We start from the raw sequence: 16,070 nt of genomic DNA, 5'->3' as shown, positions 1-16,070 counted from the left end.
GAGGGATCAGAGATGAGCAAGCTGCCCAATAAGTGGTTAGTGGTAGTCTCTGTCCTCTTTGGAACCTTTACCGTCATCTTAAACAACAGCATGCTAAACCCGATACTCCCTAGGTTTATTGAAATATTCGATTCCAACGCCGTATCGGTAGGCTGGATTTTGACAATCTTTATGGTTTCGATGGGGATGACGATGCCATTAACCGGCTACTTCGGAGATCGTTTTGGGAAAAAGAAAGTGTACTTATCTGGTTTATGCTTGTTTATTGCCGGCTCGATATCCGGCATATTATCGAATACATTAGCAATGGTGATTGTTTCCCGAGCGATTCAGGGCATGGCCGGCGGGCTGATGATGCCGATTGCCATGGCTTTAATTTTTAACTCTTTTCCGAGGAATGAGCGCGGTTTCGCTGTCGGAATTTACGGTGTATCGGTTATGGTCGCACCTGCTATTGGACCGACCATCGGCGGGACTATTATTCAATATTTGGATTGGCCCTGGTTGTTTGCGTTTAACATTCCATTTGGGCTGACAGGACTCATTTTGTCTGCAAAATTTTTGAAACCGACAGAAAAAGACCCTGCGAAAAATTTCGATCTCATAGGATTTCTGCTCGTTACGTTTGGAATAGGAGCGATTCTTTACGCACTCGGACGGGGGAGATCGGTTGAACTTCTGCTTGAACCGTTAAGTCTATCCTTAATAGGAGCGGGTATTATTGCAGTGGTCCTCTTTGTATTTTATGAAAACCGCCAGGATGATCCGCTGCTAAACTTATCTGTTTTTAAGGTGCCAACCTATACAGCATCCATTGTAGTGACATCTTCTGCTTCAATCGGTCTTTTTTCCGGAATTTTTCTGCTTCCTTTATTGATACAAAACGTGTACGGCCTCAATGAAGTGATGACAGGACTGTTATTCCTTCCGGCAGCGGCTGCCAGCGGGCTGTTTATGTCATTAGGCGGAAGGCTGCTCGATAAAAAAGGACCGAGATATGTTGTACCGCCGGGGCTTGCGATTATGGCGTTAGCTTCAGCCGGATTGGGTTTTCTAAAGCTGTCCACGCCTTTTTGGTGGATTGTCGTATTGAATGCAGTTCGCGGTGTCGGAATGGGTATGGGCAACATGCCGGCAACGACGTCAGGAATGAATTCTATCCCTGAGCACCTGGTGGCTCAAGGGTCTGCGATGAATAATATTATTCGTCAGATGTCTTCATCTTTAGGAATTGTGTTCTTTTCGATTTATTACGAAGTGCGCAGGGCCCAGCTTGCGATGGCCCCTGATATCGATCAGCAGATGGCTACATTAAGCACTTTAAATGAGGCTTTCCTCGTTTCAGCGGTTGTGCTGGTGCTTGCACTGCCTTTTTCTTTTATTTTGAAAGGCGTGCAGGATGAGAAGACAAAAGTGTGAAATTTGGGTGAAAACTTGTTCCGTTTGAGAATGATTGAGGGAGGGCCATGGGAAACGATTCGCTTTCCGTGGGGGACGACGAGCTCCTCGGGCTATTAGCCCATCGGGATCTCGCCATGTCCCTTTCTCCCACAGGAGTCTCGCCGTTTCCCCCTGGCCCTTAAGTTTACAAGAGTAACGGAACCTTGAAAAATAGGTGGGCTGACGGGGACTCTAATTGCATGTTAGAATATGCCCACTTGAAAACCTTACACTTTTCAGCACCCCGGGTTAAAATAAAAAAGCGGCAGAGAAGTTATTCTTCTAACTTCTCTGCCGCTTTTCTTTCACTCCATTCTCTTTGCAGCAGCCCGTACATTAACATGTCGTACGCCTCACCGTCGCGAATGACGAACTCGCGCTGAGCTCCTTCATATGTAAACCCCAGCTTCTTATATAACGAGATCGCATGCTGGTTGTATTCAAAGACGGTCAGCTGCAGGCGGTGCAGGTTCAGCTCATGAAATGCATAGTTGATCAGCAGTTCCATTGCTTCACTTCCATGACCTTTCGCCTGATTATCAGGATTACCGATGGCAATCGCGACCCAGCCATTCCGCTGGTTCCATAGAATTCCGCTTAATTCAACATAGCCGATAAAATTATCGCTTTCGCTTATGGAAAAGAGGAAGTGCTTATCGCTATTCAATGCTTCTTCCCGCCACTTTTTTAAAGAATCCAGATTTTTGGGACGTGCAGGTTCGGCATCCAAATTTCTCATAAACTGAGAGTTGAGAAACCACTTCTCGATTTCAAGCAAGTGTTCATCTGTAACGGTTCCGAGACTAAGCCGCTGTCTGTGAAGAATAGCGTTCATAAGCACCTATTCCTTTCTCTGTATTACTTTTTCTTATTATTTTTTATCTTTTTTACCTTGAAATGAATGATGAACAGCCGGATCGCCACAGCGAAGTTAAAGGTGGCTACCAATACCGGCAGGAGCGTTCTAAAATTCCATACAGATTCTGTGGCCGTGAAGGTCGCAATATACGTAAATGCGGCTCCAAATAAAAAATAAATGAAGGCCATCAGAAGGGGGGAGGCTCTCATACTAAAATAACCCTCCCGTTAAGATGGTCTGCAGCTGTTCCTGCATTCGGCGAAGATCTTCTTCCGAATAGAAGAGCTGCGAAAACACGACAAAACTGTTCATTGCCATATGCGCGACAATCGGTGTAATGATGCTTTTTGTTTTTACATAAAGAAATGCAAAGACTAAGCCCATGGAAAAGTATACGAGCATATGCTGAAAGTCAAAGTGGAACGCACCGAACACAAGGGCCGAAATAATTACAGCAATCCAGAAATTCGTCCGCTTATAAATCTGTCCGAAAATGACTTTACGGAAAATGATTTCTTCCGTTATAGGAGCAAATAAAACGGGTAATAGGATGAACAGAGGTTCTTCACGGGCAATATTCATCAACCCCATCGTATTCTCCGATCCAGCCGGGATGCCGAACAATTCAGTTTCAATCAAAGCAGCAATGGCCTGAGCAATTAAGGCGAGGAAGACCCCGGCAATCGACCAGGCAAGAATTTTCCCGCCGCTTGAACGGTCAGATCTCATCCGGGCTTCCTTCATATCAGGTCGCAGTAAAACAATCATAATAATCGTAGCAGCTGTAAAGCTGATAACGGACCAGAGAGCAATCGCACCAAACGCACGGGCAATGCCTAAGGCCTCTAAAGCAGGAACACCTAGTAAAGCCGAAAACTGTGTGGCTATATAGGTGATAATAATAATCCAATATCTTTTGGGCATGTACATATCTCCTTTTCTCATAAAAAACAAGGCTGTTTATACCCTATGTATTTTACCATAGTTTAAAAACTACCCATAAATATAAGGACTTATACAATGTGGAAACGTGTCAAAAAATGATGATGAAAATTTAGTTTTTTTTACTTGAAAATGTGAGACGATTTGATTATGATAATAATTGTGATTAGCACTCACTAACAGAGAGTGCTAATAAGCAACTAATAAACGATATTAATGCTGACTAAGGAGGGTGTCCTAATTGTTAAAGCCATTAGGTGATCGTATTGTTATTGAATTAGTAGAAGAAGAACAGACTACTGCAAGCGGAATCGTACTGCCTGATTCTGCAAAAGAAAAGCCGCAGGAAGGTAAAGTAGTAGCTGTAGGAACAGGCCGCGTAACAGAAAACGGTGAAAAAGTTGCCCTGGAAGTAAAATCAGGCGACCACATCATTTACTCTAAGTTCGCAGGAACAGAAGTGAAATACGAAGGCCAAGAATACTTAATCATTCGCGAGAGTGATATTTTAGCTGTCGTTCAGTAATGACGGCTGATCAATCTAATCAATACGAATTTTGATGAGGAGGGCATTTTTTTATGGCAAAAGAAATTAAATTCAGTGAAGACGCACGCCGCGCGATGCTGCGCGGAGTAGATACATTGGCAAATGCCGTGAAAGTAACACTAGGACCAAAAGGACGTAACGTAGTACTGGACAAGAAGTTCGGTGCACCACTAATTACGAACGACGGTGTTACAATCGCTAAAGAAATCGAATTAGAAGACCACTTTGAAAATATGGGTGCACAGCTTGTATCTGAAGTAGCTTCTAAAACAAACGACGTTGCTGGTGACGGTACGACAACTGCAACTGTACTTGCACAAGCAATGATTCGTGAAGGACTTAAAAACGTAACTTCCGGTGCGAACCCAGTAGGCATTCGCCGCGGAATTGAAAAAGCGACACTAGTAGCAACAGAAGAACTTCGTAAAATCTCCAAGCCGATCGAAGGCAAAGATTCTATCGCACAAGTAGCTTCTATCTCTTCAGCTGACGATGAAGTTGGACAGCTGATCGCAGAAGCAATGGAGCGCGTAGGAAACGACGGAGTTATCACAATCGAAGAATCTAAAGGCTTCTCTACAGAACTTGAAGTGGTTGAAGGTATGCAGTTCGACCGCGGATATGCTTCTCCATACATGGTTACTGACCAGGATAAAATGGAAGCTGTACTAGAAGACCCTTACATCTTAATTACAGATAAGAAAATTAACAACATCCAGGAAGTTCTTCCTGTTCTTGAGCAGGTTGTACAACAGTCCAAGCCGCTTCTATTGATCTCTGAAGACGTAGAAGGCGAAGCACTGGCTACACTTGTTGTAAACAAACTTCGTGGCACGTTCAACGCTGTATCTGTTAAAGCACCAGGCTTCGGCGATCGCCGTAAAGCAATGCTTGAAGATATCGCAACACTAACTGGTGGTCAGGTGATCACAGAAGACCTAGGTCTTGATCTGAAGAATACAACACTAGACCAGCTTGGACGCGCGTCTAAAGCTGTCATCTCTAAAGAAAATACAACAATTGTTGAAGGTGGCGGAAACCCTGAGCAAATCGCTTCCCGCGTCACTCAAATCCGCGCACAGGCAGAAGAAACAACTTCTGAATTCGACAAAGAAAAATTACAAGAGCGTCTGGCTAAACTTGCTGGCGGAGTAGCTGTCATCAAAGTTGGTGCCGCTACTGAAACTGAGCTTAAAGAGCGTAAGCTTCGCATTGAAGATGCCCTGAACTCTACAAGAGCAGCAGTAGAAGAAGGCATCGTAGCTGGTGGTGGTACAGCACTAGTCAACATCGTGAGCGCTGTAGAAAGCCTTGGCCTTACAGATGATGAAGGCACAGGTGCAGCAATCGTACTACGCGCCCTTGAAGAGCCAGTACGTCAAATCGTTACTAACGCCGGCCTTGAAGGATCCATAATCGTTGAGCGCCTTAAAGGCGAGCAAGTGGGCGTTGGTTTCAACGCAGCCACTGGCGAGTGGGTGAACATGGTTGAGCAAGGTATCGTAGACCCTACAAAAGTTACACGTTCCGCTCTGCAAAACGCATCATCTGTTGCAGCAATGTTCTTAACTACAGAAGCTGTAGTTGCTGACCTTCCTGAAGAAGAAGGTTCTGGTGGCGGTATGCCTGATATGGGCGGCATGGGTGGAATGGGCGGCATGATGTAATAACGACCAAAACCCTATTGTGTAGGGGGTTTCAGCCTCGTTAAACCCTTTAATGACATACTTTATGTCATTAAAAAATAAAATAATATTCTAAGTAAAGCCTCTCAACATACTTTTTAATTGTTGAGAGGCTTTTTTAATCTGCGTAACCTTAAATAACATACGCTTTTGGAGAAATTTGTGAAGGCCTGTTACATATGGGTGCTGTTGAATCTTTAGTGGCGAATTTACAAAAGTTTTGATTACAGCCACTGGATCTTACCACCCTTGCCATCTTTTTTACCATTAAACGCCACGGATTTTACCAAGCAATGCCAATCCCTTTACCAATAAACAAGAACCCCTACGAAATTCTATAAAATAGACTGTAGGGGTTCTGTTAAATTTTTTAGTTAAATGGAGGAGTGTTTGGCTTCAGTCATTTCAGAGTTCTGCCCCTATACCATGGCGTTCACGCATAGAAATATCTCCGTCTATCATAATTTGGTAGGAGTCATGTATAATGCGGTCCAATATAGCCTCAGCTATCGTTTCATTTCCTAATTTTAAGTGCCACCCATTAGGGTCAATTTGTGAACAGAAAATGGTTGATGCGACTTTGTGACGGGCTTCAGTAATTTCAAGGAGTATGGCTGCTTCTTCCGTTGACATATCTGTCAAAAGCCACTCATCAAGTATGAGTACATCAACCTTTTTGTACTTCTTAATCACCTTTCTATAGCTCCCGTCGGCGGCCAATTTTGCGAGCGAAAGCTCGTCCAGTAATTCTGGTAAACGAATATATTTCACTTTATAAAACTGACGACAAGCTGATACTCCGAATGCACTTGCTAGAAAGGATTTTCCTGAACCTGTCGGTCCCTTTAAAATAACGTTGTGGTGATCTTGGATATAGGTCCCACTGGCTAACTTAAGAATCAACTCCTTATCTAATCGGCGATCCTCATGATACTCAATATCCTCAATACAAGCATTTGAATTACTGAAAGTAGCTGTTTTAATTAATCGTTGAAGCTTATTACTTTTACGTCGGGAATGTTCTAAATCGACGAGTAGAGTAAAACGGTCTTCAAAACTCATCTTATGAAATTCCTTGTTTGAGACTTGTTCTTTATAGGCATCCGCCATACCGCTTAGTTTCATTTCGAGTAACTTCGTTAACGTTTGATCATTCATCATGTTTCGTACCTCCATAATATGCAGCTCCACGTGTGAAACCAAAGTTATTTTTGTTGACCTCTGCTTTGCGTCTCAGTTCTTGCTCAGCCTCATTCTTTTTATTGTTGTTTAAGAGAGTTTGGACACTTTTGACCGTCGGTCTTTTCGTCATAGAAATGACCATTTTACAGGCGCGCTCAATTTCGTATTTTGTATAACGGCGTTCAGATTTCTTTAATGAAAATATGGATTGTAAAGCTTGTTTCTCCGATCGTGACGCATCTAGAATGTACCGAACGACAGTCAAAGTTGAAGTGCCTATACTTTCACCCCATTCGACGGCGGCTTCCGGGGTCTGATCTACAAATAATTTATGGTTATCAGGCATGTGGTCACGTATAGTAGATAACTGACCAAACTTCCCATATAATCGTTTATGAGAGGCAATACGCATATGGTTGAAGAAGATTTCAACGAAATCATCTGAAAGCTTCACTTCCACTTGTCGGTTGATATATTCATAGGGAACGGAATAAAACATACTTTCAACAGAGATGTGATAGTCCGGACGGACTTTTGCCGTTTTCCATTCCGACATTTTATAAGGTGTAGATGGAAGAGGGGAAAGGGCGAATTTCTCCTCCTCCGTAAATGCCGACAGACGAGAGCCTTTTTTTCTAGTAAATGAGCGTTGATTAAATTCCTCCAGCTTCTTCCGAATTTCCTCATTCAGTTCATCAAGACTAAAACATTGAGTATTTCTTAAAGCAGCAATAATCCATGTAGAAATTACTCTTACGGATCCCTCAACACTTGATTTATCTTTGGGAGTTCCCACTCTTGCAGGCATGACTACAGTATTGTAATGCTCGGCCATTTCCTTGTAAGTAGGATTTAATATTAATTCACGTGTCGTGTGCTTTGTAACCCCTGTTTTAAGATTGTCCGGCACCAAGATATGTGTCGATCCTCCTAAATAAGCAAACGCACGATTATGTGCAGTGATCCATGAATGCAAGTCCATCGATAAACTTGCTTCCGCATAAGAAATTTGACTACATGGCAATGTGGAAACGAAAACGTACGCCTTTACCTTTTCTCCAGTATCTCTATCGAAAATGAGGCTGTTGACCCCGCCCAATCCACCTCCATGATTTCACCTGGTTTTCTGCGAATACGTAAAGTAGCTTTGTATTTCTCAGCGTATTTACTGTAATGACGTAAAAAGCTGCGATAGGAGTAGGGAATCTTGTTATTCGCTCGACAATCTGCTTCATATTCGTGATGTAATAATGACAGCGTCACATTCGGCTTCGCTAACTCTTCATGAATGTAATCAAAATTTAAAGGGTGTCGGCCAGAGGCCTCCAGAGTTTTCTCTGGATAAAGAAACTCTTCAATCCACTTATCTGTCATTTCATCTTCTAAGGGACACACTAATCCCTTCTTTTCTGCTAAGCGAATAACCTCTGTGACTTTTTGACGGGAATTCCCTGTACTTGCGGAAATCCCCCTAAGACTAATCCCCTCATCGTTTAATTCCAGTATCTTTCGATAATTAATCACAAAAAAATACCTCCAATATAAATAATGTCACACCCGTAGGTGTGCTCATTAATTATACAAAGGTATAAGTGGTAAAGCCCTGTCATTAACTGGTACATCCCTTGTCACTTAGTGGTAAAATCTATGTCAACGCTGGTACATTTGAGTGGCTGTAATCAAGTTTTGGTAAAACATCGTTTACGTGTGAAATTAGCGAATCTTTACACGGGTTGAAAAGTATTGACAGGGCGAACCCCTTATCGTACGATACATCTGAAGAGAAAACGTTTACTCGTAGTGAAGGGGGGGGGGGACGGTTATTAATCCAACCATTAAGGATGTAGCCAAATATGCGAATGTGTCAATTGCAACGGTTTCTAGAATCTTAAACAGTACATCAGCTGGGTATTCAGAAAAAACAAAAAAGCTGGTAATGGAAGCTGTTGAGGAGCTTAGGTACAAACCCAATGCTATAGCCCGAGGATTGAAAAACACGAAAACACAAACCATAGGGGTGCTGTTCCCAGATATTTCTGGAATGGTGTCATCTGAATTATTGCATGGGATAGAAAAAGTTACTCATAGTCTGGGCCACAGTGTGATCGTTTGCAATACTGCTTCTCAGGGAGAGAAAACGCTCGATTATTTAAAACTGTTAAGTGAAAAGAGGGTGGAAGGGATATTATTTGCCAGTGAAGAAATTAAGCAGGAGTATTATGAAGCTATTAAAGGAATGAATGTTCCTGCTGTTTTGGTGTCTACAAAGTCTCCCAAACATCCGCTTCCTTATGTGAAAGTGGATGATCGTGATGCGTCATATACGGCTACTTCCTATCTGATTGAAAAAGGACATGAGATGATAGGCATGATCAGTGGGATTAAGGAAGATCCAATAGCCGGTTACCCTCGAATTGATGGTTTTAAAGCGGCTATGAAGGACCAGTTAGGTAATGAAAATCCTCCCGTTTTTTCAGCCCGAGGATTTTCTTATGAAGATGGACTTATAATGTTTAGAGAGTTATTGGAAGCAGCTCCTGATACGACTGCAATATTTGCAGCAAGTGATGAGATGGCTATTGGTGCAATGGCTGCCGCCTATCGAATGAACATTAAAGTCCCTGATGATATTTCCGTTATAGGTTATGATAATTTAAAAATTGCTGAGATGTCCATCCCACCTCTCACTACTTTATCCCAGCCCCTAAGGGAAATGGGGGAGAAAGCAACTGAGCTACTGTTTGAAGCCCTAAAAACAAGTAAACCAACCCAGAGTATTATTATGCCCCACCAAATCATTGAACGTGAATCCGTAAAAGTTTTGCTGTAAGCAATCCTTTTACGGGTTATTTTTTTAAACAAAAGGAAACGTTTACTGATTGATCTTAAAATATTATAAAAACTGTAAGTCTTTTATACACAAGGATCCTGCCAGTAATGCTAATCAATATTTGTTTGAATTTTCAAAAATTAGTAGACAAATAATTATGTAAGCGCTTATAATAACACATAGTGAGTAAACGTTTACTCAAATATGCCAATAGGAGGGAGACTAGAAGTGAGGGGAAGACGCCTGGCAGTCTGTTTGTTTTAGTTTTTAGTCGTCCGTCCTTAAAAGATTAAAAAATTAAAGAGGAGAGATTTAATGATTAAGCGTTCCCGAAAGCGTAAAAAAGGCTTAGTGAGTAAAAGTGGAGTGTTTTGTGTCCTTTCTACTTTCGCCTTATCGTCGGTGTTTACTACAGCCGTGGCTGCCCAGGATAGTGAGTTTACTAGGAAAGGTTCAGGTCCTATGTATTTCTCAACCTATGAACATCAGCATGACAAAAATACATACATGCCTGAAGATCGGTTTAAGGATAATATTGATTGGATGGCCGAAAATTTTAAACCCTATGGTTATGATATGATCGCAACCGATGGATGGATTGAGGGGGCGACATTACTCAATGATAACGGATATGTTGTCAGTCATAATGATAATTGGATGAAGAGACCATTAAATATGGATGGCAGCGGGGAAGAGAATGCAGATGGTTTATTGGTTAATGGAGACTTTGAAACCGGGAATGCAGAGGGATGGAATATAGAAACAGAAGCCTCTACAGGCGTAGATGGGAATGATGCCTATGAAGGGTTAAAGCTATATGTTTATGATCCAGAGCCACATACAGCCAGAATCTCTCAGACTGTAGAAGGCTTGGAGGATGGAAATTATACGGTAGAAGCACGAGTGAAGTTTCCAAATGACGTAGAAAATTACTTAGACGGTACAAGTTCAGCGGATATGAAGTTAACGAGCTATACTGATTCATCGGAGGAACAAATAGTAGAACTCAATGATGGACTAGCCAATGAATATGGCGAACCACGTTATGGACTTTTTGAATTACAGGCTAATGTAACGAATGGGCAGTTGACTATAGAGTTTAATATAGATGCTGCAGGAGAGCATAGCTCGTTTCAGTTAGATAATGTGCAATTGTATAAGACAGGGGAAAAGCCTGAAGAGGGTGAAAATGAAGAAGAATTCCAGTATCCGTCAGAAAAGTATCCAGAGGGGCACACTTGGGAATACTGGGGTGACTATATTAAAGATAAAGGGATGGATTTTGGAATCTATTACAATCCTCTTTGGGTCAGTCCAGAAGTTGTAAAAAATCCGGACAAATATATTGTGAAAGGTACTGAAGATAATCCTGATGGTCCTACTTATGTGGCAGAACTGATTGATCAGGGAGATCCAGGTGACCCGACAGACGGTGACCGATTTAATGGCGGACAGGGCAATGAACGAGCTCTTTACTGGTTGGATGTCGAGCACCCAGATGCCGAGAAATATGTGAAAGGGTATATCGACTTTTTCAAGGAGCAGGGAGCGGACTTTCTGCGTGTAGACTTTATTTCATGGTATGAGGATGGAATGGACCCGAATCTTGGTAAAGTAGGAGAACCTCATGGCCGCGAGAACTATGAGACGCATTTGAAGTGGATGTCTGAAGCTGCTGAAGAAAATAATATGTTTTTAAGTCTGGTGATGCCTCATCTTTACGAACATGGAGAACTTGAAAGAAAATATGGGGATATGATTCGAATCAATGAAGATGCCTTTGGAGGCGGCTGGGATCACATTAGTGAAAGAAGGCAGGAGTGGCAAGAAGGCTGGTCTCAGTGGGCCAACTCATTCCAAGGGTTTACAGGGTTTTCTGATATAAGTGGAAGATCCAGCATGATTCTTGATGGGGACTTCTTAAAATTAAATACATTTGAAGGAGTAAATGCAGAAAATGAGAAGAAAACAACCCTGTCTCTTTATACTTTAGCGGGCTCTCCAATTGCTATCGCGGATCAGTATGACACCATAAAAGATAATTATAAGTTCTATCAAAACACCGAGCTCATTGAGTTTAATAAAATGGGTCTGGCAGGTAAACCTATCTACAATAAAGCAGAGCATTATGGGAAATCCAATGATAGTCGGGACAGTCAGCGCTGGGTGGGACAGCTTCCTGATGGTTCATGGGCCGCCGGTTTATTTAATCGACAGGATGAACAGCAGACTTTTGACTTCAATTTTGAAAAAGAGCTGGGAATTCAAGAAGGTCATATACGTGATGTATGGACGCATGAAGACCTTGGGATTCAGTCCGACTACTCTGTAACACTCGCTCCACATGACAGTGTATTTTTAAAGGTTATCCCTTCGCAGGTGCAAAAAGCTTTTGAAGCAGAAGTAGCTTCGTATACCTATGGTGTAGAATTTGCTAAGGAGAAAAAAGGCCATGCCGGGTTTGGTTATCTTAGCGACTTCAATGAAGAGGAAGAAAGTGTAACCTATGCAGTCAGTGTTCCTGAAACCGGAAACTATAACCTAAACTTGAACTATTCAGCTGGAGAAGATAGTGAAGCAACTGTTCAGGTAAGAGAAGAACAGAGCGGAAATACTACAGATAGTCAGGATGTGACATTACAAGCAACGAAAGAGAGATGGAAAGAGAAAGGAACAGAGGTGCAACTTCAAGAAGGTACTAATCTTATTGAAGTAGACTATATTTCTGGTAGTTTTGATTTAGATTCGATAACATTAGGTGCACCATCAGATAAAAAATCTGCGACTTTGAGAAATGGTGAATTTAATGATGACTTTGATCACTGGAGCCGAAGTAATATGGTGAATACTACTATTAGGGATGGGGCTCTTGAAATTGCCGGCGACCAGGATTTTTCCTCTGACGTTTGGCAGTATGTTGTTCCAAAGCCAGGAGCCTATACCCTGACTGCCGATGTGAAGAGAAATAGCAGTTTTGATGAAGCTATTCTATATATAAAAAATGGGGAAGACACTCGTAAAGTTGATATTTCAGAATCAAATGACATGTCTAAAATCACGATTCCTAATATTAATGTCTCTAAAGGTGATGTTCTTAAAATTGGAAACATGGTTAGTGGTCAAGCGGGCGGTTCGTTGACTTTGGACGATATTCAGCTTACACCAGTGGAAGACCATAATTCTAATGTTACTATCGTTAATAAAAATAAAAATAAAGTGGAAGTCTATAATAAGCATTCGGACTCAGAGATTCCATCTTATTACATTCGATTAAAAGATAAGTCAATACCTAAAAAGGTTCATGCAGCTAGTCGAAAGTATAAAACAGTGAGCAGTTTAGAAGAATTAAAAACCAAAGATGAAACCTATTTTTATGAAGAAGAGACCAAAACGCTGTGGGTGAATATTCCAAGTAGTGAACAAAAGAAAGTACAAGTGAAATTTTAAGATGAAAAGCAGCACTACAATTTGCTGTTGATTTTTTCAAATCAAGTATAGTGATGGAAAAAAGTCCGGAATATCAGAGCCTCCTATTCTGAAATAGGAAAGATAGCTCTTTTTAAAATAGGCTTTTACCACTAAGATCATTACAATCATTCCTAGACAGTTGTCCACCTTGACAGGATGGAGCCCGCGGAATCACTAAGTCTTAAAAGCCTCTGGTCGTTGATCCTGCAACGGTTAGGGGCTTTTTTATTTGTTGTATTGGTGTGAATGTGTAAATTTGAAGGATAAGTTTTATATTTATGTTCGGTTATACTTAGAAATAGGTGTAGAAAGCAATGATCCATTTGTTTCAATTTTCATTTTTTTGCAAACCTTTACATATTTTTTAAAAGCGATTACATATTTGTTACAAAAGTTTTAATAGTACATAAGTCACCCTAGAATCGATACTAAACCTTCTCTTGTCAAATTTTTTGCATAGATGTACAGTTAATTTGTGCAACCGGTTGCCATAAATATTAATTCGAGGGGAAGAATAAATATGCACAAACCATCAAAAAATATTTCTCGCTTAGTTGCTACCACAGCTATAGCTGCGAGCATATTCGCCGCACAGGCACCTAATGTATTAGCTGTAACTCAACCCCACCCAGACAAAGAGCTGAACCAAGAAGCTGTTAAAAAACAACTGCAAGTTGAAGGCGTTCAACAAGTAGAAAATGGTGTAAAGCTCGATCTCTCCTCAGACCAAACAGCATTTATTCGACTATTCTCTGAGGACATGGCTAAAATTTCCATCCTGAATGATGGTGAAGAAGAATACTTTTCTGAAGCTATTGCGAAAAAGGAATGGGACACACCATCCTTTGACGTGAAAGAACAAAATGGAGAAATTACTCTGACTACTAATGAAATCACGGTCAAAATTAAAAAAGAACCATTTGGTATTAAGTTCCTTGATAAAAAAGGAAATGTGATCAACGAGGACTACATGAAGAATGGTTCAGGCTATGATGGCGAGAAACCTTATGTTTACAAGAAAACCAATGAAAACGAAGCTTTCTATGGCTTTGGCGAACAGGGAGGACTTGAGGTAAATCAACGGGGGGAAAGTATCGGTATGTTTAACACAGATGCTTACGGTTACCAGCCCAATACAAAATATTTATATACATCTATCCCTTTCTTCATCGGTTTAAAAAATGACAAAGCTTACGGTATTTTCTTTGATAACACGAACCGTTCCTATTTTGAAATGGCGAGCGAAAGCGATGATTATTACTACTTCTATGCCGACGATGGAAAGTTAAATTATTACTTTATGTACGGACCAGAAATTGAAGATGTGCTTGACAGTTATACTAATTTGACGGGTAAGATAGACAAACCTGCCAAATGGACACTGGGTCTTCATCAATCTAAGTGGGAATATTCGGCAGAGGATATTGAACGTGTAGCTGAGACGTACCGCGAAAAAAATATTCCTATTGACACTATGCACTTTGATATTGATTATATGGACGAATACCGTGTTTTCACATGGTCTGATAAATTCGGCAGCGAAGCTCTTCATCAAAAACTTGATGATATGAATTTCCATAAAATCACAATCAACGACCCTGCTGTTAAAAAGGATCCTGGATACTTTATGTACGATGAAGGCACAGCTAATGACTACTGGGCTAAAAATCCGGATGGTACAAATTTCGTAGGTAAAGTATGGCCTGGAGACTCCATGTTCCCAGACTTCTCTAAACCAGAAGTTCGTGAATGGTGGGCAACCAAACACAATATCCTGTTTGATAAAGGTATAGACGGCATTTGGAACGATATGAATGAACCAGCTGTTTTTGACGGTCCCTATCATACTATGCCGCTAGATGTAACCTTTGGAGAAGGCGAAAACAAACGCACCCATGCTGAATACCATAATTTATACGGCCATGACGAAGCGGAAGCTACATATAAGGCTTTCGAAAAGTATAAGCCAAATACTCGTCCTTTCGTGTTAACTCGTGATATGTATGCAGGATCTCAACGTTACGCTGCCCTTTGGACTGGGGACAATGTCAGTGAATGGGATCACTTACAAATGTCAATTCCAATGAACACAAACATTGGTCTTTCCGGTGTACCTTTCGTCGGAAATGATATCGGCGGTTTCGCAGGACGTCCGGATGCAGAAATGTTCGCACGGTGGATTGAAGTAGGGGCGTTCCTTCCATTCTCTCGTATCCATTATGATAGTGACAAAAAAGCTGAAGGGGAAAAACAGGGACAAGAGCCATGGGCCTTTGGCCAAGAAGTGGAAGACATTAGTAAGAAGTATGTTGAAATGCGTTACAAGCTAATGCCTTATCTTTACAATACGTTCATTGATGCTTCTGAAAATGGAACACCCGTCCAACAGCCGCTTGTTTATCAGTTCCAGGAAGATGAAAACACGCATAATATTAGTGACCAATTCATGTTCGGTTCCTCTATGATGCTTGCTCCAGTTGTTAAACAAGGACAGACAGAACGTGATGTGTATCTTCCAGAAGGAGAAACCTGGGTTGATTACTGGACAGGCGAAGAATATGAAGGCGGTCAAACCATTCACACGAATGCCCAGCTTGATCATCTTCCAATTTACGTGAAAAAAGATTCTATGATTCCTACACGTGAGGTCCAACAATACACGGGTGAAAAACCATTAGAGAATTTAGTACTCGATACCTACCTTGATGAAAAAGCAACCTACTCTTTCTATGAAGACGATGGTGCTACCCTTGATTATAAAGATGGTGAGTATAACATCACAGACTTAGTGATTCAACGTAAAGGGAAGCATATAGAATTCAAAACGAAGAAACAAGCAACAGGATACAACACAGCATTAGACTCCTATACACTTAAATTGAATGGCGAAGCTGCTCCAAAGAAAGTCCAGGCAGCCCGCGCAAAATATAACCAAGTAACGTCAGTGGAAGAAGTAAAGTCTAATCAGGAATCATACTTCTATGATGAAGAAAATAATTCTCTTTATGTCAATGTACCAGCAGATGAAAAACACAAGATTAAGATTTTCTTTAAAGGTAATAAAAGAAAATAATATGGGGGAGAGGGCTGGCGTTTTTTCGTCAGCCCCCTCATATA

10 protein-coding genes and 1 pseudogene are annotated in these 16,070 nt (G+C 41.2%); 6 read left to right on the top strand and 5 right to left on the bottom strand.

Going from position 1 to position 16,070, the window contains the following annotated elements:
* The first annotated feature begins 12 nt into the window (after positions 1-12).
* A complete protein-coding gene (locus B7E06_RS19195) occupies positions 13-1,419 on the top strand; it encodes an MDR family MFS transporter (protein WP_082235528.1) in 1,407 nt (468 codons plus the stop codon).
* A 295-nt stretch (positions 1,420-1,714) separates the two neighbouring features.
* Here the strand turns inward: B7E06_RS19195 and B7E06_RS19190 are convergent, their stop codons facing one another.
* Genes B7E06_RS19190 through B7E06_RS19180 form a run of 3 tightly spaced genes read right to left on the bottom strand, consistent with a single transcriptional unit; the run spans position 1,715 to position 3,223 of the window.
* Positions 1,715-2,275 (bottom strand): GNAT family N-acetyltransferase, encoded by a 561-nt coding sequence (locus B7E06_RS19190; protein WP_082235527.1) that lies wholly within the window; start codon positions 2,273-2,275, stop codon positions 1,715-1,717.
* A gap of 23 nt (positions 2,276-2,298) precedes the next feature.
* On the bottom strand, positions 2,299-2,487 hold the full coding sequence (locus B7E06_RS19185) for a DUF4305 domain-containing protein (protein WP_245807829.1): 189 nt from the start codon (positions 2,485-2,487) through the stop codon (positions 2,299-2,301).
* 22 nt (positions 2,488-2,509) lie between these two features.
* Positions 2,510-3,223 carry a CPBP family intramembrane glutamic endopeptidase gene (locus tag B7E06_RS19180; protein WP_082235525.1) on the bottom strand — a complete coding sequence of 238 codons (714 nt, stop codon included), beginning with the start codon at positions 3,221-3,223 and terminating at the stop codon, positions 2,510-2,512.
* A 259-nt stretch (positions 3,224-3,482) separates the two neighbouring features.
* Here B7E06_RS19180 and groES point away from each other — a divergent pair, with 259 nt between their 5' ends.
* Positions 3,483-3,767, top strand: a complete 285-nt coding sequence (gene groES, locus B7E06_RS19175) for a co-chaperone GroES (RefSeq protein ID WP_082235524.1) — start codon at positions 3,483-3,485, stop codon at positions 3,765-3,767.
* 53 nt (positions 3,768-3,820) lie between these two features.
* A complete protein-coding gene (gene groL / locus B7E06_RS19170) occupies positions 3,821-5,455 on the top strand; it encodes a chaperonin GroEL (RefSeq protein WP_082235523.1) in 1,635 nt (544 codons plus the stop codon).
* Between the two features lie 423 nt (positions 5,456-5,878).
* Here the strand turns inward: groL and istB are convergent, their stop codons facing one another.
* Positions 5,879-6,634 carry an IS21-like element helper ATPase IstB gene (gene istB / locus B7E06_RS19165; protein ID WP_179134095.1) on the bottom strand — a complete coding sequence of 252 codons (756 nt, stop codon included), beginning with the start codon at positions 6,632-6,634 and terminating at the stop codon, positions 5,879-5,881.
* A pseudogene (gene istA / locus B7E06_RS19160) lies at positions 6,624-8,179 on the bottom strand (IS21 family transposase). The gene istB and the pseudogene istA overlap by 11 nt, the downstream one beginning before the upstream one ends.
* Positions 8,180-8,477: 298 nt before the next feature.
* Between istA and B7E06_RS19155 the strand changes: the two are divergent.
* The 3 genes from B7E06_RS19155 (at position 8,478) to B7E06_RS19145 (ending at position 16,026) form a co-directional block, all read left to right on the top strand.
* The gene (locus B7E06_RS19155) at positions 8,478-9,485 is read left to right on the top strand and encodes a LacI family DNA-binding transcriptional regulator (RefSeq protein WP_082235522.1); all 1,008 of its coding nucleotides are present in this window, start codon (positions 8,478-8,480) and stop codon (positions 9,483-9,485) included.
* A 315-nt stretch (positions 9,486-9,800) separates the two neighbouring features.
* A complete protein-coding gene (locus B7E06_RS19150; RefSeq protein WP_082235521.1) occupies positions 9,801-12,932 on the top strand; it encodes a CBM35 domain-containing protein in 3,132 nt (1,043 codons plus the stop codon).
* A 541-nt stretch (positions 12,933-13,473) separates the two neighbouring features.
* Positions 13,474-16,026 carry a glycoside hydrolase family 31 protein gene (locus B7E06_RS19145; RefSeq protein WP_082235520.1) on the top strand — a complete coding sequence of 851 codons (2,553 nt, stop codon included), beginning with the start codon at positions 13,474-13,476 and terminating at the stop codon, positions 16,024-16,026.
* Positions 16,027-16,070: the final 44 nt, after the last annotated feature.

Source organism: Halobacillus massiliensis, from assembly GCF_900166625.1.
GTDB lineage: Bacteria > Bacillota > Bacilli > Bacillales > Halobacillaceae > Halobacillus_A > Halobacillus_A massiliensis.
The sequence above is the reverse complement of the archived record's forward strand: the minus strand, read 5'-3'. Positions and strand labels throughout refer to the sequence as shown.